The sequence below is a fragment of the Pseudomonas sp. PDM13 genome (genome assembly GCF_025685765.1).
In the GTDB taxonomy this organism is placed as follows: domain Bacteria; phylum Pseudomonadota; class Gammaproteobacteria; order Pseudomonadales; family Pseudomonadaceae; genus Metapseudomonas; species Metapseudomonas solani.
In genome coordinates this window covers 39711-63931 of the sequence record NZ_JAOTQU010000015.1, presented here as the reverse complement: position 1 = coordinate 63931, position 24221 = coordinate 39711, and the positions used below count along the sequence as shown (strand labels likewise).

19 protein-coding genes are annotated in these 24221 nt (G+C 66.7%); 16 read left to right on the top strand and 3 right to left on the bottom strand.

The features are described 5' to 3' along the window. Window positions 1-9: 9 nt before the first annotated feature. Together OEJ36_RS16730 and OEJ36_RS16725 are read right to left on the bottom strand one after the other, a co-directional pair. A complete protein-coding gene (locus OEJ36_RS16730; protein WP_263402469.1) occupies window positions 10-873 on the bottom strand; it encodes an ABC transporter ATP-binding protein in 864 nt (287 codons plus the stop codon). Beyond that, window positions 870-2468, bottom strand: a complete 1599-nt coding sequence (locus tag OEJ36_RS16725) for an ABC transporter permease (protein ID WP_263402468.1) — start codon at window positions 2466-2468, stop codon at window positions 870-872. The genes OEJ36_RS16730 and OEJ36_RS16725 overlap by 4 nt, the downstream gene beginning before the upstream one ends. Before the next feature lie 284 nt (window positions 2469-2752). On the opposite strand from OEJ36_RS16725, the gene OEJ36_RS16720 reads away from it, so the two are divergent. Beyond that, window positions 2753-3802, top strand: coding sequence for an ABC transporter substrate-binding protein (locus tag OEJ36_RS16720; RefSeq protein ID WP_263402467.1), 1050 nt, complete (start codon window positions 2753-2755; stop codon window positions 3800-3802). A 246-nt stretch (window positions 3803-4048) separates the two neighbouring features. On the opposite strand, the gene OEJ36_RS16715 is transcribed toward OEJ36_RS16720, so the two are convergent. Next, window positions 4049-4978 carry a LysR family transcriptional regulator gene (locus OEJ36_RS16715; RefSeq protein WP_043245269.1) on the bottom strand — a complete coding sequence of 310 codons (930 nt, stop codon included), beginning with the start codon at window positions 4976-4978 and terminating at the stop codon, window positions 4049-4051. A gap of 367 nt (window positions 4979-5345) precedes the next feature. Here OEJ36_RS16715 and OEJ36_RS16710 point away from each other — a divergent pair, with 367 nt between their 5' ends. The 15 genes from OEJ36_RS16710 (at window position 5346) to OEJ36_RS16640 (ending at window position 24218) form a co-directional block, all read left to right on the top strand. Further along, complete coding sequence (locus OEJ36_RS16710; RefSeq protein ID WP_263402466.1) at window positions 5346-7706, top strand: TonB-dependent receptor; 2361 nt, start codon at window positions 5346-5348, stop codon at window positions 7704-7706. Between the two features lie 37 nt (window positions 7707-7743). Further along, the gene (locus tag OEJ36_RS16705; RefSeq protein WP_263402465.1) at window positions 7744-8649 is read left to right on the top strand and encodes a TauD/TfdA dioxygenase family protein; all 906 of its coding nucleotides are present in this window, start codon (window positions 7744-7746) and stop codon (window positions 8647-8649) included. 78 nt (window positions 8650-8727) lie between these two features. Further along, window positions 8728-9633 carry a TauD/TfdA dioxygenase family protein gene (locus OEJ36_RS16700; protein WP_263402464.1) on the top strand — a complete coding sequence of 302 codons (906 nt, stop codon included), beginning with the start codon at window positions 8728-8730 and terminating at the stop codon, window positions 9631-9633. A gap of 253 nt (window positions 9634-9886) precedes the next feature. Beyond that, window positions 9887-10060 (top strand): hypothetical protein, encoded by a 174-nt coding sequence (locus OEJ36_RS16695; RefSeq protein WP_263402463.1) that lies wholly within the window; start codon window positions 9887-9889, stop codon window positions 10058-10060. A gap of 163 nt (window positions 10061-10223) precedes the next feature. Next, on the top strand, window positions 10224-11033 hold the full coding sequence (locus OEJ36_RS16690; protein WP_021217908.1) for an energy transducer TonB: 810 nt from the start codon (window positions 10224-10226) through the stop codon (window positions 11031-11033). Window positions 11034-11077: 44 nt separating this feature from the next. Next, a complete protein-coding gene (locus OEJ36_RS16685) occupies window positions 11078-11794 on the top strand; it encodes a MotA/TolQ/ExbB proton channel family protein (protein ID WP_021217907.1) in 717 nt (238 codons plus the stop codon). Between the two features lies 1 nt (window position 11795). Continuing rightward, entirely contained in the window at window positions 11796-12197 is a 402-nt protein-coding gene (locus tag OEJ36_RS16680; protein WP_263402462.1) for an ExbD/TolR family protein, read from the top strand. Window positions 12198-12693: 496 nt separating this feature from the next. Next, the gene (tssB, locus tag OEJ36_RS16675) at window positions 12694-13197 is read left to right on the top strand and encodes a type VI secretion system contractile sheath small subunit (protein WP_263402461.1); all 504 of its coding nucleotides are present in this window, start codon (window positions 12694-12696) and stop codon (window positions 13195-13197) included. A gap of 29 nt (window positions 13198-13226) precedes the next feature. Continuing rightward, entirely contained in the window at window positions 13227-14762 is a 1536-nt protein-coding gene (gene tssC, locus OEJ36_RS16670; RefSeq protein WP_263402460.1) for a type VI secretion system contractile sheath large subunit, read from the top strand. Window positions 14763-14785: 23 nt separating this feature from the next. Continuing rightward, window positions 14786-16129: a type VI secretion system baseplate subunit TssK gene (gene tssK / locus OEJ36_RS16665; protein WP_263402459.1), complete on the top strand. Its 1344-nt coding sequence runs from the start codon at window positions 14786-14788 to the stop codon at window positions 16127-16129. Next, window positions 16126-16806: a type VI secretion system protein TssL, short form gene (gene tssL, locus OEJ36_RS16660; protein ID WP_263402458.1), complete on the top strand. Its 681-nt coding sequence runs from the start codon at window positions 16126-16128 to the stop codon at window positions 16804-16806. The genes tssK and tssL overlap by 4 nt, the downstream gene beginning before the upstream one ends. 10 nt (window positions 16807-16816) lie before the next feature. Then, a complete protein-coding gene (locus OEJ36_RS16655) occupies window positions 16817-18538 on the top strand; it encodes an OmpA family protein (protein ID WP_263402457.1) in 1722 nt (573 codons plus the stop codon). Window positions 18539-18551: 13 nt separating this feature from the next. After that, window positions 18552-19043 carry an Hcp family type VI secretion system effector gene (locus OEJ36_RS16650; RefSeq protein ID WP_263402456.1) on the top strand — a complete coding sequence of 164 codons (492 nt, stop codon included), beginning with the start codon at window positions 18552-18554 and terminating at the stop codon, window positions 19041-19043. A gap of 103 nt (window positions 19044-19146) precedes the next feature. Beyond that, window positions 19147-21819 (top strand): type VI secretion system ATPase TssH, encoded by a 2673-nt coding sequence (gene tssH / locus OEJ36_RS16645; protein ID WP_263402455.1) that lies wholly within the window; start codon window positions 19147-19149, stop codon window positions 21817-21819. 2 nt (window positions 21820-21821) lie between these two features. Next, window positions 21822-24218 (top strand): type VI secretion system Vgr family protein, encoded by a 2397-nt coding sequence (locus OEJ36_RS16640; RefSeq protein WP_263402454.1) that lies wholly within the window; start codon window positions 21822-21824, stop codon window positions 24216-24218. Window positions 24219-24221: the final 3 nt, after the last annotated feature.

Below are 24221 nucleotides of genomic sequence, written 5' to 3'. Positions count from 1 at the left end.
CCAAAGGGTCTACAGGGCGATGAATTCGAGAGGCAGGTCGGCGACGCGCGGCGGCACCGGCGGCTGGTAGTCACCCTCGCCGGTCAGTTGGTGCAGCAGGGCTTCGCGCACCCGGTGGAAGTCGTGGCCGGTACGCTGGCGCGGGCGCGGCAGGTCGATGTCCACCACCTGCTTGATGCGCCCCGGGCGCGGCGCCATCACCACCACGCGGTCGGCCAGGTAGATGGCTTCCTCGGCGTCGTGGGTGACCAGGATGGTGGTGATGCGCTGGCGCTTGCGGATGGCCAGCAGCTCGTCCTGCATCTGCTGGCGGGTGAGGGCGTCGAGGGCGCCGAAGGGCTCGTCCAGCAGCAGGATGCGCGGGCTCGCCACCAGCCCCCGGGCGATGGCCACGCGCTGGGCCATGCCGCCGGACAGTTGGTGCGGGTAGGCGCTCTCGAAGCCGCTCAACCCCACCAGCTGCACGAACTGGTGGATGCGCCGGGCGCGCTCGCCCTGCTCGATGGGTTCGTTGACCAGGCCCAGGCCGATGTTCTGGGTGACCGTCAGCCAGGGAAACAGGCGGTGCTCCTGGAACACGATGCCGCGTTCGCCGCCGATGCCGCGCACCGGCTTGCCGTCCACCTCGATGCGGCCGCTGAAGTCGGTATCCAGCCCCACCAGCAGGCGCAGCAGGGTGGACTTGCCGCAGCCGCTGGAGCCGACGATGGCGATGAACTCGCCTTCCTCGACATCCAGGCTGAAGTCCTCGATGGCCTGGAAGGGCTGGCCGTCCACCTGGAACACCTTGCCGACCCCGGCAAAGCTCAGGGTGGGCGGCGCGGAAACGGGCTGGTTGGCCGCTTCGGCGGCACTGCGGTTGAAGGCGTTCATGCGGTTCTCCAGCGCGTGGCGCGGGTTTCGATGCGTTGTCCGAGGGTGCCCAGCAGGGCGCCGACCAGGCCCACCAGCAGCATGGCCGCCATCACCTGGTCCATGCGGAACAGCTGCTGCGCGCCGAGCATGTAGCTGGCGATGCCGCCGTCCGAGGGCATGAAGTATTCGGCGCCGATGGTGCCCAGCCAGGCGTAGATCAGCGACAGGCGCAGGCCGGCGAAGATGGCCGGCGCGGCGCCCGGCAGCACCAGCAGGCGCAGGCGCTTGCCCAGGCCCAGGCGCAGCACCTGCGCGGCCTCGCCCAGTTGCGGCGAAAGCCCGGCGACGCCGCGCTGGGTGGCGATGAACAGGGGGAAGAAGGCCGCCAGGCTGACGAAGGCCAGCTTGGCCGCCTCGCCCAGGCCGAACCAGGCGGTGAGCAGCGGCACCCAGGCGAAGATCGCCACCTGGCGCAGGGCCGAAAGGCTCGGCCCGGCCAGGCGCTCGGCCAGGGTGGAAAGCCCCAGCAGCAAGCCCAGCAGCAGGCCGGAGGCACCGCCGATCAGCAGCCCGAGCAGGGCCCGTTTCAGGCTGGCGCCCATGGCCGTGGGCAGGCTGCCGTCGGCCAGGCCCTGCTGCAGGCTGCGCAGCACGTCCAGCGGCGAGGCGAGGATATTGGCGTCGACCCAGCCGAAGCCGGCGGTGGCCTGCCACAGGGCGACGATGGCCAGGGGCAGCAGCCCGGCCTGCAAACGTTGCCAGCCCTGCAGGCGCGGGCCCCGGGGTTGCTGGCCGGTGGCCGGGTGGGGCCAGAACAGCAGCAGGGCGTCGAGGCGGTTGATGCCGCGATCCATCAGCGCGCCCACCAGGCCGATCACCAGGATGCAGACGAACACCAGGTCGAGCATGAACAGCTGGCGGCCCCAGACCATCAGGTAGCCGATGCCCTCGCTGGAGGCCAGCAGCTCCACCGCCAGCAGCGAGGTCCAGCCGGTGGCCAGGGCCAGGCGCAGCCCGGCCATGAAGGCGGGCAGGGCGCCGGGCAGCACCAGGCGCCAGAACAGCAGGTGCGGCGGCAGGCGCAGCACCGCGGCGGCTTCGCGCAGGCGCGGTTGGGCATCACGCACGCCCACCAGCACGTGCAGGGTTACCGGCACCACCACCGCCTTGATCAGCACCACCAGCTTGAGGGTCTCGCCGATGCCGAAGAACAGCATGAACAGCGGGATCCAGGCCAGGGTGGGAATCTGCGCCAGGGCCACGAAGGTCGGGTAGACCAGCGCCTCGGCCCGCCGCGAAAGCCCCAGCCAGCTGCCCAGCAGCACGCCACCGGCGACACCGGCGAGCAGCCCCCAGAGCAGGCGCTGCAGACTTATCCACAGGTGGCCCCAGAGCTCGCCGGAGCCGAACTCCAGGGCGCTCTGCCAGACCACCGCCGGTGCCGGGAGGATCTGCTCGGACATCCACAGCCGCTCCGCGGCCACCCACCAGAGCAGGAACAGGCCGAGGGGCAGCAGCCAGGGCAGGGCCCAGGCGAAGCCGTGCAGGCTCGGGGTCGGCAACGTGAAGCGGGGGGCCGGCTGGAGGGCGGGCAGCGTCTGGATCTTGCTCATCGGGTCTCCCGGCGCTTGGGCTCTAATGTTATTTCCGTGTGGAATATAAAATTCGAATATCCATTTATTTTTGGATAAGAGCGTCATTTGTGGGGGAGGGCCGGGGCAGCGGCAAATGCCTTTGTTGAATATTTTTTATGCATTCCCTGCATAGCGGCCCACAGGGCGCGGCTCGCCTTACTTATGCATTCGGGTTATCAAAAAATGAATTTTTATTATTTTATTGCCGGGAGCCCCTGTGCCTATCTAGCCGCCACATGACCCCCAGCGCAGGAGCGCCTCCCATGAAAACCCTGATCAACAGCGTCCTCGGGCTGTTCGCCCCCACCGTGCTGGCGGGCGTGCTCGGTGCCGCCCCGCTGCTGGCCCAGGCCGCCGAGGCGCCGAAGGAAATCCGCATCGCCGTGCCCGACCTCAGTGCCGGCAGCCAGCACAGCGGCGGTGGCGTGGTGGACGTGCTGCGCAGCCGGAACATCCTCGAACAGGAGTTCGCCAAGGACGGCATCAAGGTCCAGTGGCTGTTCTTCAAGGGCGCGGGCCCGGTGGTCAACGAAGCCCTCGCCAACGGCCAGGTGGACTTCGCCTACCTGGGCGACCTGGCCGCCATCATCGGCAAGGCCAGCGGTCTGGATACCCGCCTGCTCAGCGCCACCGCGCGCGGGGTGAAAAGCTACCTGGGCGTGGTGCCCGGCTCCGGCATCAAGACCCTGGAAGACCTCAAGGGCAGGCGCGTCGCGGTGTTCCGCGGCACCGCCAACCAGCTGTCCTTCGCCAACGCCCTGGCCAGCCGCGGCCTCTCCGAACGCGACTTCAAGGTGATCAACCTCGACTTCAACGCCGCCAACGCGGCCCTGGCGGCCAAGCAGGTGGATGCCTCCTGGGGCCTGGCCGGGCTGATCGCCCTGCGCGACAAGGGTCTCGCCGAACTGCCTCTGAGCACCCGCGACCTGGGCGGCGCCGGCAGTACCCAGGCGGTGCTGGTGGGCACCGGCGCCTTCGTCCGCGACTACCCGGAAGTGACGGCACGGCTGATCAAGGCCCAGCAGCAGGCGGTGCAATGGCTGCGCGACGATGAGAACAAGCAGGCCTATGTCGAACTGGTGTCCAGCCTGGCCAGCTACCCGGTGGGCATCCTCGGCACCGACCTCAAGGATGAAAGCTTCAACACCATCTTCGACCCGCAACTGGATGCCGACTTCCTCGCCCGTCTGCAGAAAGGCGTCGACTTCGCCGCCGAACAACGGCTGATCCGCAAACCGTTCAAGGTGGCCGACTGGAACGAACCGCGCTTCCTCGACGCCGCCTTGAAGGAACCGGTGCAGGCATCGCGTTAAGGCCGCCCAACAACCTCGACCGCTGCGGTGGACGTCGCTCTTTACGTCCACCGACGGAGTCTCCGGCAACCCTATGCCTCGTAGGTTGGCGCCGAGCGCAGCGAGGCCCAACGCAACTGCGCCGAACCCTTTCGCGAATGAATTCGCTCCCACGAAAACCTCGACCGCTGGTGGACGTCGCTCTTTACGTCCACCAGCGGAGTCCCCGGCAACCCTTGTTGATGGACCGATCCCCCGGTTGCCGACTCAGGCGCTGCGTCGCGCTTCTTCCGCTTCGATTCCGTCCAGCTCGACGATGAGCTCGATCAGCGCCCGGGCGGCGGGGGAGAGGCGGTAGCCGGTGCGGGTGACGATGCCGCAGCGGGCGGAGAGGCTTTCCAGGTTCTCCGGCAGGTTGCGGAAGCTCAGCAGCGCCAGCTCACCGCTTTCCAGCAGCGGTGCCAGGGTCTCCAGCATGCCCACGCCCACGGCGTCGGTCTGGCGCACCACCTGCACCAGCGCCGGCACGTGCTCGCATTCCAGGTTGAGGTCGAAATCCGCCTTGCCGCTGAAGCCCGCCAGCAGCTTGCGGATGCCTGCCGGCAGCCGGGTGGCGGCCAGCGGGTAGTCGAACATGTCGTTGGTGGAGAGGCTTTCCTTGGCCAGCAGCGGGTGCCCCCGGCGGCAGAAGAAGCGGCCGTTGCGCGGGGTCAGTTCGCGGGTCTGGAAGTTCGGGTCGATCTCGAACTGGCGGATGTCGGCGATGAAGAACTCGATCTCGTCCCGAGCCAGCAGGCGACCCAGGGCTTCCCAGTTGTTCACCTCGAAGCGGGTGGTGATGCGCGGGTGGCGGCTGATGAAGGCGGCCAGGGCATCGGGCACCAGCTTGGCCGCCGGTGCCGGCCCGCAGCCGAAGTGCAGCTCGCCGGCATCGAGCTTGGTCATCTGGTTGATTTCGCGGGTCAGGTTGCTCGCGCCCTGCACCAGGCGCAGGGCGTGCTGCAGCACCACCTGGCCTTCCGGCGTGGGGCGCAGGTCCTTGTTGCCACGGTCCACCAGCTGGCAGCCGAAGGCCTGCTCCAGGCCCTGGATGCTGCGGCTGAACGCCGGCTGGGTGATGCCCATGGCATCGGCCGCACGGACGAAACTGCGGTGTTCCACCAGGGCGATGAAGTAACGGAGTTGGCGCAGATCCATCATGCTTTACCGGCATCGAAAATATAGGTCGAAGGCATTTGCCCGCGTATGGGTGCTGGTTTTAAATGCAGGCTCTTATTCCGTCAACGAAGCTTTTTTAGATAAATAAGATTAAAAAGGAATAAGTATATGGCCCAGCCCGAAGGGGGACACCCGATGACCACGCCAGCCCGACTTCCCGTCTCCGCCAGGACCCGGCTTCTCGCGCCGCTCATGCGCCGCTGTCGCTGACAGCCGAACCCTGAGCCCGGTGGCCCTGCGCGCCACCTGACGCTCCCCCGAACCCACGCCGCCCCGACCGTCGCCCTGCGTGCGATGCGGGCCCGCTCTGCCCGGAAAAAGCCGGGCCCCGAACAAGGACCGCCCCATGAGCCACCGCCGTACCGCTTTCCCCTCGTCCCTCGCCCGGCCGCTCGCCCCGCAGCGCCTGGCCGCCGTGGACTATGCACTGACCCTGCTGCTGGCCCTGGGCGCGGGGAGCGCCTGGGCCGCCGACAGCGGCACCGAGCAGCAAGTGGACAAGGATGTCGCCCTGCAGAAGGTCACCGTCACCGCCCGGCGCCGCGAGGAAGACGTGCAGGACGTGCCCACGCCCATCACCACCCTCAGCGGCGCCACCCTGGAAACCCAGCGCGTGTACAAGGTGCAGGACCTGCAGCAGGTGCTGCCCAGCGTCAACGTCGCCTTCATCCATGCGCGCCAGTCCAGCGTCGCGGTGCGCGGCATCGGCAACAACCCGGCCAGCGATGGCCTCGAAGGCAGCGCCGGGGTCTACCTGGACAACGTCTACCTCGGCCGCCCGGGCATGGCGGTGTTCGACCTGCTGGACATCGAACAGCTGGAACTGCTGCGTGGCCCCCAGGGCACCCTGTTCGGCAAGAACACCACCGCCGGCGTGCTCAACATCAGCACCCGCGCACCCACCTTCAGCCCCGAGCGCACGGTGGAGGTCTCCGGTGGCCAGGATGGCTACTTCCAGGCCAAGGGCACGGTCAACGGCGCCCTCACCGAAACCCTCGCCGCGCGCCTGTCGGCCTACCGCACCCGCGACGACGGCTTCATCAAGAACATCCACAACGGCGACGACCTCAACGGCGGCGAGCGCCAGGGCGTGCGCGGGCAGTTCCTCTTCGAGCCCAACGAGGACTTCAGCCTGCGCTGGATCAACGACTACAACGAGGAGGATTCCAGCACCGGTACCATGGTCGTCTACGGCGCGCCGGCGCGTTACTGGCAGCGCGCGGCCCTGGTGGGCGCATCACCGGTGCGCGACCCGGACGACAAGAAGGTCAACATCGACGGCCGCCAGAGCGTCAGCGTGCACCAGGGCGGCAGCTCGGTGGAGGCCAACTGGAACCTCGCCGGCGGCTACACCCTCACCTCCATCAGCGCCTACCGCTACTGGCACTTCACCCCGGCCAACGACGAGAGCCTCAACGTGCCGGCGCTGCTCAACACCGGCGTGGAGGTGCACGACCGCCAGTTCTCCCAGGAGATCCGCCTGGCCTCGCCCACCGGTGGCGCCTTCGACTACGTGCTCGGCGCCTACGTGTTCAACCAGAACCTGGGCAACAAGACCTTCACCGACTACGGCTCCCAGGCCGACCTGTTCCTGCTCGGCGCCAACCTCGACGCCATCAACAACCTCAGCACCAAGGCCAACGGCAAGATCGAGACCGACAGCTACGCGCTGTTCGCCCAGGGCACCTGGCACCTCACCGACCGCCTCGACTTCACCGCCGGCCTGCGCGGCACCTACGAGGAGAAGGACGCCAACATCAAGCGCTTCGCCCCCGTGGGCGGTGCTGCCGTCACCGGCCAGGCCGCCGCCATCCGCGCGGCGCAACTGGGCGCCTATGACTCGGGCGACCTCAGCCTGCACAACGCCGCGCCATCCTTCCTGCTGAGCCTGGCCTACAAGTTCGACGAGGATTTGCTGGGCTACGCCTCCCTGGCCCATGGCGAGAAATCCGGCGGGGTGAACCTGGCGGTGGGCTCGGCACCGGTGGCCGGCGCCGACTCGCTGCTGGTCGGGCCGGAGCGCGCCAACGACGCCGAGCTGGGCTTCAAGAGCACGCTGCTCGACCGTCGCCTGCTGCTCAACGCCAACCTGTTCTGGACCGGCATCCACGGCTACCAGGCCACCACCCTGTACCAGGCGCCGGGCTCCACCAACGTCGTGCAGGTGCTGGCCAACGCCGGCAGCGTGCGCTCGCGCGGCCTGGAGTTCGAAGCCACCGCACTGCCCGTGCGCGGCCTCACCCTGAACTTCAACGGCTCCTACAACGACGTCACCTACCTCAGCTTCAAGGACGCCCCGTGCCCCGGCGAGGTGAGCACCGCCCCCGGCGCCCCGGCCACCTGCGACCTCACCGGCGAGCGCGTGGTCGGCGCCTCGAAATGGATCGCCAACCTCAGCGGCGAATACAAATGGCAGCTGGAGAACCGCATCGAGCCCTACCTCACCGCCAGCTATTCGTACCGCTCCGAGGCCGAAGGCACCCTGGACAACTCCGACCTCTCGAAGATCGACGGCTACGGCCTGGTCAACCTCTCGGCCGTCGTGCGCCGTGACCTGGGCGACGGCCAGGTGGACGCCTCCATCTGGGTGCGCAACGCCACCGACACCGACTACTACCTCAGCGCCTTCGCCTACCTGAACGGCGCCTACACGGCCTCGGTGGGCGCCCCGCGCACCGCCGGCGTCTCCCTGCGCTACGACTTCTGACCCCCAGCAGCACCCACCCCAACGCGAGGACCGCACCATGAGCAACGCAGCACTGGCCACCCAGCAGACCGAGCTCCAGCTGGACATCCACCCCATCGCCGGGCGCATCGGCGCCGAAATCCGCGGCGTGACCCTCTCCGGCGACCTGGACGCCGCCACGGTCGAGGCTATCCAGGCCGCCCTGGTCCAGCACAAGGTCGTGTTCTTCCGCGGCCAGGCCCACCTCGACGACCAGGGCCAGGAAGCCTTCGCCAAGCTTCTCGGCGACCCCATCGCCCACCCCACCGTGCCGGTGCGCGAAGGCACCCGCTACCTGCTCCAGCTCGACGGCGCCGAAGGCCAGCGGGCCAACTCCTGGCACACCGACGTGACCTTCGTCGACGCCTACCCCAAGGCCTCGATCCTGCGCAGCGTGGTGGCCCCGGCCGCCGGCGGCGACACCGTCTGGGCCAACACCGCCAGCGCCTACACCGACCTGCCCGAGCCGTTGCGCGCGCTGGCCGACACGCTCTGGGCCGTGCACAGCAACGAGTACGACTACGCCGGCGTACGCCCCAGCGTGTCCGTGGAGAAGCTCGAGGAATACCGCAAGGTGTTCGCCTCCACCGTCTACGAGACCGAGCACCCGGTGGTGCGCGTGCACCCCATCAGCGGCGAGCGCAGCCTGCTGCTGGGGCACTTCGTCAAACGCATCAAGGGCCTCTCCCAGGCCGATTCGGCGCACATCTTCGCCGTGCTGCAGAGCCACGTGACGCGCCTGGAAAACACCGTGCGCTGGCGCTGGCAGCAGGGCGACGTGGCCATCTGGGACAACCGCTCCACCCAGCACTACGCCGTGGACGACTACGACACCCAGCCGCGCATCGTGCGCCGCGTGACCCTGGCCGGCGAAGTGCCGGTGGGCATCGACGGCCAGCTCAGCCGCACCACGAGGAAGGGCTGAAGGCCAACTTCCGAATGCCCGGGGCGCGGCCACCCGCCGCGCCCCGTTGACCGAACACCCCGAATCAGGAGAGCCACCATGACCCTGGCCGCCCAGCGCCACGACGAGCCCGCCCCATCGATCCACCCCGAGCAGCCCTTCACCATCACCCCGCTGGCCGCGCCCCTGGGTGCGGTGGTCAGCGGCTTCGACGCCACCCGCATCACCCCCGAGCAGGTGCTGGCCCTCAAGCAGGCTCAGCGTGAGCACCACATCCTGGTGTTCCGCGACCAGCACCTGGACGACGCCCAGTACCTGGCCTTCGCCACCCACTTCGGCGCGGTGTTCCAGCCGCCGGCGGACATCCCGGTGCTGTCCTCCGGTGCCGACGGCAAGGCGCCGGAGATCGTCAAGGTGGCCAACACCGAGGATGGCGAGCTGGGCAACACCGCCATTCCCGCCCACGTCGACCACCACTGGACGCCGACGCCGTCCTCCGGCTCCTTCCTCTACGCGCTGGAAGTGCCCTCCAAGGGCGGCGAGACCCGCTTCACCAACCTGGCCCTGGCCTACAGCGCGCTGGATGAGGCCACCCGCCGCGAAATCGACCCGCTGCGGCTGATCAACTACAACCCCTTCATCCGCCTCAAGAGCGGCGGCTACAACGGCGGCTTCGTCACCTACCGCACCCCGGACATCCCCGCCATCCAGGGCACCGAGCACCCGCTGGTGCGCACCCACCCGGAAAGCGGCAAGCGTCTGCTGTTCCTCGGCGTGCACACCGAGGTGGAAATCCCCGGCGCCGACCCGGAATACGGCAAGGCGCTGATCGGCCGGTTGCGCGAGCACCTGGAGAACCCGCGCTTCCACTACGCCCATGCCTGGCAGCCGGGTGACATCGTCTGGTGGGACAACCAGGCCGTCCTCCACGCCCGCAACGGCTTCCCCGCCACCGAAAAGCGCCGCATGAAGCGCATCAGCCTCAGCGGCAGCCGCCCCTTCTGATCCCCCGCCCCGATGGCCCGCCATCGGGGCTCACCCTCCCGCCACGCCAGCCCCCGTGGGTGCGCCTTCATCTGAACGTGGGAAGCCACGTCCTCAGGGCGTGGTCATGAGTCATCGGCTCTGCCTGTGGCGATTTGAATTGAGAACCCAGCAGGATGAACGCGTGCCGGAGTGAGTGGTGGCTGCATGTTCCGAGGTCTGATTGCGCGCCCTTCCAGGGAGCCAAAAGCAAAGCCATGTTCTAAGAACCTGGATGTTTACTCGCGAAAAAAACGACGCCGCCCTGTCGGGCCTCGCTGCGCTCGGCGCCAACACCCCCCTCCATCCCGCCGCTTTCAATGCCTTGCAGGCATATTTTCAATGCCTTCCAAGCATCACGATTTATAAATCCTTATTTTTCAATCAGTTAGAAATTTATATTCCTTAAAGTAATTAATGAATCGTTAAAAATTACTTTAAGAGATAAGCCCAAAAACCAATCATCTCTCCGTGGCCGACCGCTCTGGGACGGCCCTCATGCAGCCCCGGAGGCTGCAACCCGTTCAATGTCCGGTGCACAGGCCGGACTTTTTTATCCAGGAGTCTTGCCGATGGGCAATGTCCTCAAAGCCGACAGCGCAGGCAACGTGCTGTGGCGTGAAGTACGCAGCCCCGGTGAGGTGCTCGACCTCGGTGTGCCGTTGCGGCATGCCCTGGGGCTCGGGCGCTTCCAGCGACCGGGCTCGCGTGTACTGGGGCGCCGCGAAGCGGTGCTGCTCGGCGTGTTCGCCCTGGTGCTGCACACCGGCGTTCTCTACTGGGCGAGCCAGAAGTCCACGCCGCCGCTGCCGGAAGTGCCACCGCAGATTCCGCCCATGACCATCGAATTCACCACCCCGGCACCGCCCGTGGTGGAACCACCACCGCCGGAGCCGCCGCCGCCCGTGATCGAGCCGCCACCGCCGGTGGTGGAGGAGCTGGCCGTCAAGCCGCCGCCGCCCAAACCGGTGCCCAAGCCGAAGCCGCAACCCCCGAAGCCGGTGCCCAAGCCCGCGCCGAAACCGGTCGAGCCGCCGCCGCCCGCACCGCCCAAGGCCGAAGCCCCGCCCGCGCCCCCGGCTCCGCCCGCGCCGGCACCGGTCACGCCGCCGTCGGCCAACGCCGGCTACCTGCGCAACCCGGCGCCGGAATACCCCTCCTTCGCCCAGCGGCGCGGTTGGGAAGGCACGGTGCTGCTGCGGGTGCATGTACTGGCCAGCGGCTTGCCCAGCGAGATCCAGATCCAGAAAACCAGTGGGCGCGACCTGCTGGACGAAGCGGCGGTCAAGGCCGTCAAGCGTTGGACCTTCGTGCCCTCCAAGCGCGGCGACCAGGCGCTGGATGGCTGGGTCAGCGTCCCGATCGACTTCAAATTGAACTGAAACAGACCGAATTCACGCGTTAGCGCAACACAGAGGATTGCCCCATGGACTTGCTTACCAACCCCTTCGCATCGGTCGAACACGTGGTCATCTGGCTGCTGATCGGCTTCTCGGTCATCACCTGGGGCCTGGCCCTGGTCAAGGCCATCCAGTTCGCCCGCCTCAAGCACCAGGACCGCAAGTTCCAGAAGCTGTTCTGGAGCGCCACCAGCCTCGACAGCGCCGCTGACCTGGTCCAGGGCAACAACGGCGCCGCCGCCCACGTGGCCCAGGCCGGCTTCGCCGCGATCCAGGTGATCGACGGCAGCCAGCCGGGCGACCTGAGCCAGGCGATCAACCACCAGGACCGCCTCGAGCGCGCCCTGCGCCAGCAGATCCAACGTGAGCGCCGCTCTCTGGAATCCGGCCTGGCGGTGGTCGCCTCCATCGGCTCCACCTCGCCCTTCATCGGCCTGTTCGGCACCGTGTGGGGGATCATGGAAGCGCTCAAGGGCATCAGCCTGGCCGGCTCCGCCAGCCTGGAAACCGTGGCCGGCCCCATCGGCGCGGCCCTGGTCGCCACCGGCGTCGGCATCGCCGTCGCAGTGCCCGCGGTGCTGGTTTACAACTACTTCCTGCGCAGCCTCAAGCTCACCGCTGCGGACCTCGACGACTTCGCCCACGACTTCTACAGCCTGGCCCAGAAGAGCGCCTTCAAGGTCATCGTCTCCCCGAGCGCCGGCAAGCACGGCGCCGCACAGAAAGTGAAGGAGGCGTCCTGACATGGCCTTCTCCACACAAGACAGCGACGAGGTTCTTTCCGAGATCAACGTCACCCCGCTGGTGGACGTGATGCTGGTGCTGCTGGTGGTGTTCATCGTCACCGCGCCCCTGCTCACCAACGCCATCCCGATCAACCTGCCGAAGACCGAAGCGGTCGCCCCGCCGGACCAGAAGGACCCGCTGGTGGTGAGCATCGACGGTGAAGGCAAGCTGTTCATCAACAAGGACGAGATCCAGCCCGACCTGCTGCAAAGCAACCTGGAGGCCGCCAAGGCCAAGGACCCGGAGCTGCGCGTGCAGCTGCAGGCGGACGACAAGGTCGACTACGGCGCGGTGGCCAAGGCCATGGCCTCCATCGAGCGCGCCGGGATCACCAAGCTGGCGGTGATCACCGCCCGCTGACAGGCTTTGGCCGCCTCCCTTCAGGCAGGGGGGAGGTGGCCTTTTTATCCCACGGCCTTCGTACCCGCGAAAGCCTGCAACGCCCGCCAGGGCCGACCCGGACTGCATGCAGCAGCTCCGGGTTTTTTTGTGCTTATGGGGGCAGCGAGCCCTCTGCGGTCGCCATCTGCCCAATCGATAACGGTTGAGTTCCTACAGCTCTCCTCGCTGGCTTCAGACCGTTCACGGCTCCTCTCGGATTTTTCCTATTTCGTCGCCTTGTCGTTATCGGCCTAGATAACTGCCGGCCCGCCAGCATGGCGAGCGCCCTCGAAACAACCGGCCTCCGAAGCAGCCGCTTCTGCCGTTGTTCCCCCTGCAAGCAAGCAAAGAGTACGAAATGGAATTCACCCCCTTCGGTCGAACCGACGGCCCGCAAAACCGCCTGGCCGTGCTCACGAATTCCTGCTCGACAGCTTTCATCTGAACTCCCCCCGGGGAAACACCTGGAGTAGTCATGGCATCGAACAGTTTCCAAAACGAGGTACCCAAGGCGCGGGTCAACATCAAGCTCGACCTGCATACCGGTGGCGCCCAGAAGAAGGTTGAGCTCCCCCTGAAGCTGATGCTGCTGGGTGACTACAGCAACGGCCGGGAAGCGCGGCCCCTGTCCGAGCGGGGCAAGGTCAACATCAACCGGAACAACTTCGACAGCGTGCTCGCCGACTTCGCCCCCCGCCTGAAGCTGGCGGTGGAAAACACCCTGGCCGATGACGATTCGGAAACCTCGGTCGAGCTGGCCTTCCAGCGCATGAAGGACTTCGAGCCCGAGCAGGTGGCTCGCCAGATCCCCCAACTGCGCGCGCTGCTCGCCATGCGCAATCTGCTGCGCGACCTCAAGTCGAACCTGCTCGACAACGCCACGTTCCGCCAGGAGCTGGAACGCATCCTCAAGGACGACGCCCTCAGCGACGAATTGCGCACGGAGCTCGCCGCGCTCGCTCCGCAAGACGCCTCTTAACGCATCCGCATAACCACAGGAAGGTCCCCATGTCCGTAGAACATACCTCCACGGCCCCTCGAGGTGCTGCTGCATTCGAGGAAAATCAGGGCGTCTATGCGGCGCTGTTCAGCAAGATCAACCTCAGCCCCATCAGCGAGCTGAGTGGCCTGGACGCATTCCAGAACAACGAGGCGCTATCCGAGGCCTCGGCTGACGAGCGCGTCACGGCGGCGGTCAGTGTCTTTCTCGATCTGCTCAAGCAGTCCTCGCAGAAGGTCGAGCGCCTGGACAAGACGCTGCTCGACGAACACATCGCCTCCCTCGATGCGCAGATCAGCCGCCAGCTCGATGCGGTCATGCATCACGAGGATTTCCAGCGCGTCGAATCCACCTGGCGCGGCGTCAAATCGCTGATCGATCAGACCGACTTCCGCCAGAACGTCCGCATCGAACTGCTCGATATCAGCAAGGACCACCTGGTGCAGGACTTCGAGGACGCCCCGGAAATCGCCCAGAGCGGCCTCTACATCCACACCTACACCCAGGAATACGACACCCCCGGCGGTGAGCCGATCGCGGCGGCCATCTCCAACTACGAGTTCGACTCCAGCCCGCAGGACATTGCCCTGCTGCGCAACCTGTCCAAGGTCGCTGCGGCGGCGCACATGCCCTTCATCGGTGCCGTCGGGCCGGCCTTCTTCGGCAAGGACTCGATGGAAGAAGTCGCCGCCATCAAGGACATCGGCAACTACTTCGACCGGGCCGAGTACATCAAGTGGAAGTCCTTCCGCGACAGCGACGACTCCCGCTACATCGGCCTTACCCTGCCGCGCGTCCTCGGGCGCCTGCCCTACGGGCCGGACACCATCCCCGTGCGCAACTTCAACTACGTGGAAAAGGTGAAGGGTCCGGATCACAACCGGTACCTGTGGACCAACGCCTCGTTCGCCTTCGCCGCCAACATGGTCAAGAGCTTCATCAGCAACGGCTGGTGCGTGCAGATCCGTGGCCCGCAATCGGGTGGTGCGGTGACCGACCTGCCGATCCACCTTTATGACCTGGGCACCGGCAACCAGGTGAAGATCCCGTCGGAGGTGATGATTCCGGAGACGCGTGAGTTCGAGTTCGCCAACCTTGGTTTCATCCCCCTGTCGTACTACAAGAACCGTGACTACGCCTGCTTCTTCTCTGCCAACTCGGCGCAGAAGCCGGCGCTGTATGAAACCGCCGACGCCACCGCCAACAGTCGCATCAACGCGCGCCTGCCGTACATCTTCCTGCTGTCGCGTATCGCCCATTACCTGAAGCTGATCCAGCGGGAAAACATCGGCACCACCAAGGACCGCCGCGTACTGGAGCTGGAGCTCAACAAGTGGATCGGCGGCCTGGTTACCGAGATGACCGACCCGAGCGATGACCTGCAGGCTTCGCACCCGCTGCGCGAGGGGAAGGTGATAGTCGAGGACATCGACGACAACCCCGGCTTCTTCCGCGTCAAGTTGTACGCCGTGCCGCACTTCCAGGTGGAAGGCATGGACGTCAACCTGTCCCTGGTCTCGCAGATGCCCAAGGCCAAGGCCTGAAGCGTCCATAGGGAAACGACGTCATGAACATCGACCGCCCCCTGTGGGCTGCGGGGACGCTCTTGTCGCCGCAGCAGTTCCAGCAGCAGGCGCGCTGGGAGTCACGGACCAACGAATGCATCGCCCGGCTCGCTCTGGTTCACCCCTGGGGCGTGCTCGCGGTTGCCTTCGATCTGGATGCGCTGAAGCTCGGGAAGCTCAAGGCCACCCGGCTGCACCTGCGCATGCCGGATGGCACGCTGATCGACACGGACCGCTCCGACCCCTTGCCGCAGGCGCTGGAGCTGCCCGCCGACCAGCAGAGCGCGACCCTGCTGCTGGCGCTGCCCCTGGAGCAGGGCAACGGCAACAATTGCGTGCTCGATGACCATCGCGAGGACCGACCCACCCGTTACCGCCAGGTTTGGCGAGCGGTGCAGGACCTCTATGGCGACGAAAGCCAATCCATCAGCGTGATGGAACACCAGCTCAGCCTGCGCCTGGTCGGTGATGACAACGGCGATTACCTCACCTGTCCGGTCGTGCGGCTGGTGCGCGATGCCCAGGGCGTCTGGGCCGTCGATCCAGGCTATGTGCCGCCCCTGCTGAGCTTCGGTGCCCATGCCGGCCTGCTGGCGCAACTGGATAACCTGTTCACCCAGTTGTCCGCCAAGCGCCAGCGGCTGATGGGCATGCGCCGTGAAAGCAACCAGCGCATGGCCGACTTCGCGGTGGCCGACGTCTCGTTGTTCTGGTTGCTCAATGCGCTCAACACCTGGCAGCCGATCCTGGCGGATCTCAGGGCGCACCCCGCGCGCCACCCCGAGCAGGTCTACCTGGAACTGGCGAAGCTCGCTGGCAGCCTGTCGACCTTCTCGCTGGAGCTCGACATCGAGCGCGTCCCGGCCTACCGGCATGAGCAACTGGAGGCGGTCCTGCCGCCCCTCATGGGCATGATTTCCTCATTGCTCGAAGCCAGCCTGCCCTCCCGCATCATCGCCCTGGAACTGGAAGAAAGCGGGGCCAACCGCTGGAAGGTTTCGCTCAACGACCCACGCCTGCGTGAGCCGGACGGTGTCGACTTCTACCTGTCGGTGCGCGCACGGTTGCCAGCGACGCAGTTGCAGAACCAGTTCCCGCAGCTGTGCAAGGTCGGAGCGCCGGATGACGTCGACCACCTGGTCAACGCAGCGCTCGACGGCATTCCGCTGCAATCGCTCAACCACGTTCCGGCCGCCATCCCGCTGCGCCTGGAAAACCAGTACTTCGCCCTGGACCTTGGGCATCCCAAGGGGCGGGCGATGCTCGCTGCCGGGGTCTGCGCCTTCTACGTTCCCGCAGCGCTGATCGATGCGCGGCTCGAACTCTTCGCGGTGCTGCGCTCATGAGCCCGAACCTTGGAAGGAAAAAGCCCGCGTCGCGCAGCATCGACGCCCTTCTTCAGGACAGCTACCTGCTGGTGGTGGCACTGCGCGAAGGGAGTACGCCGCAAAGCAGCCGAACCTTATGGAAGCACTGCTCCGACCTCGTCGAGACGCTGCGCCAGAGGCTGAAGGATGACGGCATGAGCCAGCGGAACATCGACTACATCAGCTACGCCCAATGCGCGCTGCTGGATGAAACGGTGCTCGGTTACGCCAGGGATGACGATCACGCCGATTGGGCCAGCCAGCCACTGCAGGTGAAGTTCTTCAACCGTCACCAGGCGGGTCACTTCCTCTATGAGGATATGCGCGAGGTGCTTCGTGACCCCGCCTCGGCTCCCGAGGTGCTGACGGTTTTCCACCGGGTCCTGTTGCTGGGCTTCAAGGGGCGTTACAGCGATCAGCGGGACCCGGAGCGGGAAGAGCTGATCAGGTCACTGGAGGCGCGGACCGAACCGCTGGTCATGCACGATGCCCTGGTTTCCGGCTCGGCTCGTACACCTGGGTTTGCACTGTTGCGCGGGTTGCGCAACCCGGCCGTACAGGTGCTCGTGGCCGCTCTGCTGGTCGGCGGAACCTGGTGGGCGCTGGATCATCTGCTCGGCAGGCTGGTCGCATCGTTGCTTCCCGGGGCGGTATGAGGAGCCGCCGATGAGCACGACGCTGACACTCGGCCTCCACGCGTGGGTTGCCACCCTCGCACTGGCGCTGCTGTTCGCCTTTCCCCTGGAGGGATGGCTGCGTGCTGCTGCCATTCTTGTCGGCGCAATCCTGTTGTTCCTGCTCTGGCTCCGGTCGCGGCGATCGGGTGTGATCGATGCGGAAGTGCCGCTGCTCGCGGCCAGCTTCCAGCAACCCGTCATGCTGGTTTGTGGTGATGGCCTGCCGGGGCTGTTCGACATGGCGGATGCCGACAGGCCAATGCCGCGAATGACGCAGCAGGCCTGCTACCTGCCTGTGGATAACCTGGAGCGGTTGCCCCTGATGGTCCGCAGCATCCTGGCTCGCCGACCCCATTGGCACGGGCAGCTCGGCATCCTTCTCGCCATCACTCCGGGAAAACACCGCGACCCCGAGCAACTGGACGGGCACCTTCGAACCTTCCGCCATCAGTTGATGCTGGCGCGTCGGCATGGGGCCGCCTTGCCCGTGATCCAGGCCACCTACCTGCAGAGTGGCCTGTGTGAAGACTCCTGGTTCTCCTGGGAGGCGGGTGCGCGGCAGCCGGAAGTCATGGAGGCGGGAGCTTGCAGCCGTCTGGTCGACTGGCAGGCGGGGGGCGGCGACCTTTCCCTCGCGGAGCTGCGCCTGGGAACCCGCGTGGTACTGGAAAGCGCAACCGGCTGGTTGCGCCGGCACGTGCTGCCCCCTCTCGCTGGCCGTGGCTCCAATGACCAGGCGGTGGAGCCCGTGGCCTGTGGGGTCACGCTGGTCCCGGAGCTGCATGGCCGCGTCGCCGGGAATCTTTGGCAGCAATGGGTGCACGACCACACCGCCTTGATTGAGGCGGACAAGCCGGATCCAGGCTTGAAGAGGTTGCTTCCGCTGCCCGAGGCGCTCTTGCCGCTGTTGTCGTTGAAGGTGCGAAGCACGCCGCTTTGGCGGGCAGCCAGTGTGGCGCTCTGGGTATTCACGGCTGCAGCGCTGTTGGCCCTGATGGGCTCTGCCTGGCACAACCAGCGGTTGGCGCATCAGGTCGGCGACGACCTGCATCGCTACCTGGCCATTCCCCTTGCCCAGGACCGTAACCAGCCCGAGTTCGCGTTGCGTGAAGAGGCCATGGCGGTACTGCGTGCCGATGCGGCTCGCCTGGATGGCTATTACCGACGTGGTGAGCCGATCTGGCTCGGCTTCGGCCTGTACCAGGGCGAGCGCCTGAGGCGTGAGCTGCATGCCGTGATCCGCGGTTACCGGCTGCCGCAACAGTTGCCCGTGGCGGAGTTCAAGGTACCCGAGCCCGTGAGGCTGGATAGCCTGTCGCTGTTCTCCGTGGGCAGTTCCACGCTCAAGCCCGAGTCGACCAAGTTCCTGATCAACGCGCTGGTCGACGTCAAGGCCCAACCCGGCTGGCTGATCGTCATCGCCGGCCACACCGACGCTACCGGCAACGTCGAGCACAACCTCCAGCTGTCCCGCGCCCGTGCCGCTGCGGTACGCGACTGGATGCAACGCATGGGCGATATCCCCGATAGCTGCTTCGCCGTGCAGGGCTTCGGCTCCGATCAGCCGATCGCCAGCAATGACACTGAAATCGGGCGTGCCGTGAACCGGCGCGTCGATATCCGCCTGGTGCCGGAGGCGGGGGCCTGTGCGCCATCCGCCGCCACACCGGGTGGCAAGGGCCAGCCGCACTCTGCGGCTGTCAACCTCTGAGAAGGAGCTTCACATGGCAATTCCCGTATACCTCTGGCTGCAGGACGATGGCGGTGCGGACATCAAGGGCTCGGTGGACGTGCAAAAGCGCGAAGGCAGCATCGAGGTGGTCGCCCAGGACCACAGCCTCTACATCCCCACCGACAACAGCACCGGCAAGCTGACCGGAACCCGCGTCCACACCCCGTTCCTGTTCACCAAGGAAATCGATGCCTCCAGTCCGTACCTGTACAAGGCGGTGACCACCGGGCAGACCCTCAAGAGCGCCGAGTTCAAGTGGTACCGCATCGACGACGCCGGCCAGGAAGTCGAGTACTTCATCACCAAGCTGGAGAACGTCAAGGTGGTGAAGGTCGCGCCGAAGATGCACGACATCAAGGACCCCTCCAAGGAGAAGCACAACCACGTCGAGCAGGTTGAGCTGCGCTACGAAAAGATCACCTGGACCTACAAGGACGGCAACATCATCCATGCCGACTCCTGGAACGAACGTCAGAGCGCCTGACGTCGGGTAGGGCCGGGTCGGGCATCCGTTCGCGGGTGCCCGACCCGGCACGACCCAAACCGGGCGCGCAAGCGCCACGACTTTCGTACAAGGACGCACCTCCATGGCCCAGAACTCCGCCAGCCTGCTTCGTCGCCTCAACCCCTACTGCGCCCGTGCACTCGGCGCCGCCGCCTCGCTGTGCCAGAGCCGCGGCCACGGGCAGATCACTCCCGAGCACTGGCTGCTCAAGTTGCTGGAGCAAGGGGAGGGCGACCTCACGCTGATCGCGCGGCGCTATGAGTGGGACCTCGATGCGCTCTGGCAGGGGCTGATCGACCACCTCGACGGCCTGCCCCGCAGCGTTCGCGACAAGCCGCAGCTCAGCGAAGAACTTCGACGGTTGATCAGGGATGCCTGGTTGCGGGCATCCCTGGGCGATGACAACGATCGGCTGCGCTCGCTGCATCTGCTCGGTGCGCTGCAGGAAACCCCCCGCTTGCTCGGCTGCGAGGCAGCCTGGCCATTGCTCAGCCTCGGTGAAGCGCAGTTGCAGCGCTTGCTGCCGTTGCTCGACCAGCACTCCGAGGAACGCCCGGACGTGCAGCCTGAAGGCGACCTCGACGAGGTCGTGCCGGTGGCCGCAGCCGCCAGGCTCGCTGGGCCGCACGCAACCCGCGGTGGCAGCGACGCCCGGCAGGCCTTGCTCGACAGGTTCACCCAGGACCTGACCGCCCAGGCTCGGCAGGGGCATATCGACCCTGTGTTCGGCCGCGACGATGAGATCCGCCAGGTCGTCGACATCCTCAGTCGGCGGCGCAAGAACAACCCGATCCTCGTGGGCGAGCCCGGCGTCGGCAAGACCGCACTGGTCGAAGGCCTGGCCCTGCGCATCGCCAACGGCAAAGTGCCCGACAGCCTCAAGCCGGTCAGCGTGCGCACCCTCGACCTCGGCCTGTTGCAGGCCGGTGCGGGGGTCAAGGGCGAGTTCGAGCAGCGCCTCAAGCAGATCATCGATGCGGTCCAGCATGCGGAGCATCCGATCCTGCTGTTCATCGACGAAGCCCATACCCTCATCGGCGCTGGCAACCAGGCCGGCGGTGCCGACGCCGCCAACCTGCTCAAGCCCGCACTCGCCCGTGGCGAGCTGCGCACCATCGCCGCCACCACCTGGAGTGAGTACAAGCAGTATTTCGAGCGGGATGCCGCACTGGAACGGCGCTTCCAGATGGTCAAGGTCGACGAGCCGGACGACACCAGTGCCTGTCTCATGCTGCGTGGCCTCAAAGCCCGCTACGCCAGCCACCACGGCGTGCACATCGAAGACGCCGCGGTGCAGGCCGCCGTCAGCCTGTCACGCCGCTACCTCACGGGCCGGCAGTTGCCCGACAAGGCCGTCGACCTGCTGGATACCGCCAGTGCCCGGGTCAGGATGAGCCTCGACTGCGAGCCCCAGGCACTGGTGCGCCTCGAAGCCCGGCAGGCGGCGCTGGAGTTGGAGTGCCAGGCGCTGGAGGCCGATGGCCGGCTCGGTGCCCAGGCACCCATCGAGCGGCTCGACGCCCTCGCCGAACAGCGCACGGATCTGCTGCTGCAACATCGCGAGCTGGAGCAGCAGTACCGCCGTGAACTCGAACTCAGCCGGCTGCTTCTGGATGCCCGGCAGGAAGAACCGTTGCAGGTAGGGCGCTGTGCTGCACTGCAACAGCAGCTGGAAGAGGCCCAGGGCGAGCGCCCTCTGCTGTCCCTCGATGTCACCGCGCGCAATGTCGCCGAGGTCGTCGCCGACTGGACGGGCGTGCCCCTCGGCAGCTTGCTCAAGGACGAACAGGCCAGCCTGCTGGATCTCGAACGGAATCTCGGCCATCGGGTCATCGGCCAGCCGCATGCCCTTGGCGCCCTGGCCCAGCGCTTGCGGGCGGCCCGCACCGGGCTCACCCGCGACCAGGCTCCTCAGGGCGTGTTCCTGCTGGTCGGCAGCAGTGGCGTAGGCAAGACCGAAACCGCACTGGCACTGGCCGACAGCCTGTTCGGCGGCGAGAAATCGCTGATTACCCTCAACCTCTCCGAGTACCAGGAGGCCCACACCGTCAGCCAGCTCAAGGGCTCGCCGCCGGGCTATGTCGGCTACGGCCAGGGGGGTGTGCTCACCGAAGCGGTGCGCCAGCGCCCCTACAGCGTGGTGCTGCTGGACGAGGTGGAAAAGGCCCATCGCGACGTGCTCAACCTGTTCTACCAGGTCTTCGACCGTGGCTTCATGCGCGATGGCGAAGGGCGCGAAATCGATTTTCGTAACACCGTCATCCTCATGACCTCCAACCTGGGTGGCGACCTGTTGCAGGCCTGTCTGCAGGAGCAGCCGGAAGCCACTGACGGCATGCTCCAGGAACTGCTGCGTCCGACCCTGTGTGAGCACTTCCAGCCGGCATTGCTGGCGCGCTTCCAGACCCTGATCTATCGCCCGCTGCTGGTCGAATCGCTCAAGCGCATCGTCGGTCTCAAGCTCGCCCAGGTGGCCCGCCGCCTGCAACGCCACTACGGGCTGGACTGCCGCATCGACGATGCCTTGAGCGATGCCCTGGCTGCCGCCTGCCTGCTACCGGACACCGGTGCCCGCAACATCGACAGCCTCCTCGATCAGCAGATCCTGCCGGTACTCAGCCAGCAGCTCCTGCAGCGACAGGCCACCCGGCAGCACAGCCACGGCGTCACCCTCGGCTACAGCGAGGAGCAGGGCATCACCCTGCATTTCACCGACCCGCATGAACACCCGCACCCGTCACCTGAGGAGGCTTGAGCATGCTCGCTGAAATCCGCCCCTTCTTCGATCACAGCCGCCACAGGATCCAGGTTCGCGACCTCGATGCCTTGCTCGACGTTCTCGCCTTCCGGGGCGAGGAAGCACTCAGCGAGCCCTTCGCCTATCAGGTGGAATTCACCTCTACCCAACGTGACCTGCCCGCCGAGCAACTCCTGGGGCGGGGCGCCAGCTTCAGCCTCCTGCCGCCGCCCGTGGCGGTACCCTTCGCGGGTATGAGCATCCCGCCGACCCAGCCGCTGCGCACCCTGCACGGCGTGGTCACGGGGTTCCGAAGGCTTTCCGGCTCCAATGACGAAGCCCGCTACGAACTCACCCTGCAACCGCGCCTGGCACTGCTCGGGCGCGGCCGGCAGTACCGCATCTACCAGCACCTCTCGGTGCCCGAGATCGTCGAGCAGATACTGCGCAGTGACCGCCACCGCTGGGCCGGGCAGGACTTCTTCTTCGACCTCAAGCGCGAATACCCCAAGCGCGAACAAGTCATGCAATACGGCGAAAGCGACCTGGCCTTCATCGGTCGCCTGCTGGCCGAAGTGGGCATCTGGTACCGCTTCACCGCCGACGAGCGACTGAATATCGACGTCGTCGAATTCCACGACGACCAGCGCAACTACCAGTTCGGTGCGCAACTGCCCTATCGCCCCCAATCCGGCACCAACAGCACCGGCCAGGACGCCGTCTGGGACCTGCAATCGAGCCACGGCGTGGTGGAAAGCAGCCTGCGCATCCGTGCCTACACCCCGCGTGATGCGGCCGCCTACCTCGATGGCGAGCTCGACCAGACCCGCGGCGACCCGACCACCTATGGCGAGGCCTATCACTACGCCGAGCCCTACATTGCGCTGGACGACCCTCACGCCCAGGACGAAGACCTGCAGAGCGAAAGCGGCTACTTCTATGCGCGCCTCGCCCACGAGCGCTACCTCAACGGCCAGACCCGTCTCGCCGGTACCACCAGTAGCGCCGCCCTGGCGGCAGGTCAGGTGCTCAAGGTCGAGGGCGGTGCTCCCGCCGCTTTCGCGCCCGGGGCCGTGATCACCCGCCTGGTCACCACCGCCGCCCGTGACCGCAGCTTCGAGGCCCGCTTCGACGCCATCCCCTACAGCGACAGCGTCTGCTTCCGTTCGCCGCTGCTGCCCAGGCCCGTGATCGCCGGCACCATCCCGGCCCGCGTTACCAGCCCGCAACCCGACGACCTCTACGGGCACATCGACCTGGAAGGTCGCTACAAGGTCAACTTCCTCTTCGACCAGGACACCTGGCCCGCCGGCCAGGAGAGCATGTGGCTGCGCCTGGCGCGGCCCTACGCCGGGGATACCTACGGCCTGCACCTGCCGCTGGTCCAGGGCACCGAGGTCGGCATCGCCTTCGAGCACGGCGACCCGGACCGTGGCTTTATCGCCTTCGCCCTGCACGACAGCCGGCACCCCGACCTCGTCACCCTGCAGAACTACAAGCGCAACGTCCTGCGCACCCCCGCCAACAACAAGCTGCGCCTGGACGACACCCGCGGCCAGGAGCACATCAAGCTCAGCACCGAGCACAGCGGCAAGAGCCAGCTCAACCTCGGCCATCTGGTGGACGGCCAGCGGCAGAAACGCGGCGAAGGCTTCGAGCTGCGCACCGATGGCAGGGGCGCGCTGCGTTCCGGCAAGGGCATGTTCATCAGTGCCGATGAACAGCCGCGCGCACAGGGGCAGGTATTGGCCATGGAACCGGCCACCGGCCTGGTGGAGAGCGCCTTGCAACAGATGACCGGTTGGCGGGATATCGCCGATACCCATCGCAGCCAGCCGCCGGCCATCGACGGCCTGGCGCAGCTGCATGCCGATGCAAGAGGCCTGGCCGCGCCGGCCATTCTGCTCAGCGCCCCCCGGGGCATCGGCGCTGTCACCTCCGCCGGGCTGCTGCTGAAAAGCGGTCATTCGCTCTATGTGCAGAGCCAGGAGGCGATCAATCTCGCCGCCGCACAGCGGCTCCTCGCCCACGCCAGCCAGGGCATCTCCCTGCTTGCCCAGCAGGAGGGCATGCGCCTGGTTTCCGGCAAGGGGCCTCTTGAGATCGAGTCCCACGGCGATCGGCTCGACCTCATTGCCCAGCAGGACATCACCGTGCAATCCGCGCAGGGCCACCTGCAGCTCACCGCCAAAAATGGCATCACCCTGGCCTGCGGCGGTGGCTATATCCGTATCACCCCCGGCGGTGCCATCGATATCCACAGCCCCGGCAAGCTCAACCTCAAGGGCCAGCACGTATGGGAGGGCCCGGCTGGGCAGGGTTTCCCGTTGCCGGAGCTGCCGACTTCGGTCTGCGAGGACTGCCTGAAGAAGGCCCAGGCACAAGCTGCCGGCGCCGTCATGCGCATGGCCGGTTGAGGT

Coding starts and splice junctions, on each gene's coding strand:
- OEJ36_RS16730 (WP_263402469.1), bottom strand. CDS start 873: ATGAACGCCTTCAACCGCAGTGCCGCCGAAGCGGCCAACCAGCCCGTT.
- OEJ36_RS16725 (WP_263402468.1), bottom strand. CDS start 2,468: ATGAGCAAGATCCAGACGCTGCCCGCCCTCCAGCCGGCCCCCCGCTTC.
- OEJ36_RS16720 (WP_263402467.1), top strand. CDS start 2,753: ATGAAAACCCTGATCAACAGCGTCCTCGGGCTGTTCGCCCCCACCGTG.
- OEJ36_RS16715 (WP_043245269.1), bottom strand. CDS start 4,978: ATGGATCTGCGCCAACTCCGTTACTTCATCGCCCTGGTGGAACACCGC.
- OEJ36_RS16710 (WP_263402466.1), top strand. CDS start 5,346: ATGAGCCACCGCCGTACCGCTTTCCCCTCGTCCCTCGCCCGGCCGCTC.
- OEJ36_RS16705 (WP_263402465.1), top strand. CDS start 7,744: ATGAGCAACGCAGCACTGGCCACCCAGCAGACCGAGCTCCAGCTGGAC.
- OEJ36_RS16700 (WP_263402464.1), top strand. CDS start 8,728: ATGACCCTGGCCGCCCAGCGCCACGACGAGCCCGCCCCATCGATCCAC.
- OEJ36_RS16695 (WP_263402463.1), top strand. CDS start 9,887: ATGTTTACTCGCGAAAAAAACGACGCCGCCCTGTCGGGCCTCGCTGCG.
- OEJ36_RS16690 (WP_021217908.1), top strand. CDS start 10,224: ATGGGCAATGTCCTCAAAGCCGACAGCGCAGGCAACGTGCTGTGGCGT.
- OEJ36_RS16685 (WP_021217907.1), top strand. CDS start 11,078: ATGGACTTGCTTACCAACCCCTTCGCATCGGTCGAACACGTGGTCATC.
- OEJ36_RS16680 (WP_263402462.1), top strand. CDS start 11,796: ATGGCCTTCTCCACACAAGACAGCGACGAGGTTCTTTCCGAGATCAAC.
- tssB (WP_263402461.1), top strand. CDS start 12,694: ATGGCATCGAACAGTTTCCAAAACGAGGTACCCAAGGCGCGGGTCAAC.
- tssC (WP_263402460.1), top strand. CDS start 13,227: ATGTCCGTAGAACATACCTCCACGGCCCCTCGAGGTGCTGCTGCATTC.
- tssK (WP_263402459.1), top strand. CDS start 14,786: ATGAACATCGACCGCCCCCTGTGGGCTGCGGGGACGCTCTTGTCGCCG.
- tssL (WP_263402458.1), top strand. CDS start 16,126: ATGAGCCCGAACCTTGGAAGGAAAAAGCCCGCGTCGCGCAGCATCGAC.
- OEJ36_RS16655 (WP_263402457.1), top strand. CDS start 16,817: ATGAGCACGACGCTGACACTCGGCCTCCACGCGTGGGTTGCCACCCTC.
- OEJ36_RS16650 (WP_263402456.1), top strand. CDS start 18,552: ATGGCAATTCCCGTATACCTCTGGCTGCAGGACGATGGCGGTGCGGAC.
- tssH (WP_263402455.1), top strand. CDS start 19,147: ATGGCCCAGAACTCCGCCAGCCTGCTTCGTCGCCTCAACCCCTACTGC.
- OEJ36_RS16640 (WP_263402454.1), top strand. CDS start 21,822: ATGCTCGCTGAAATCCGCCCCTTCTTCGATCACAGCCGCCACAGGATC.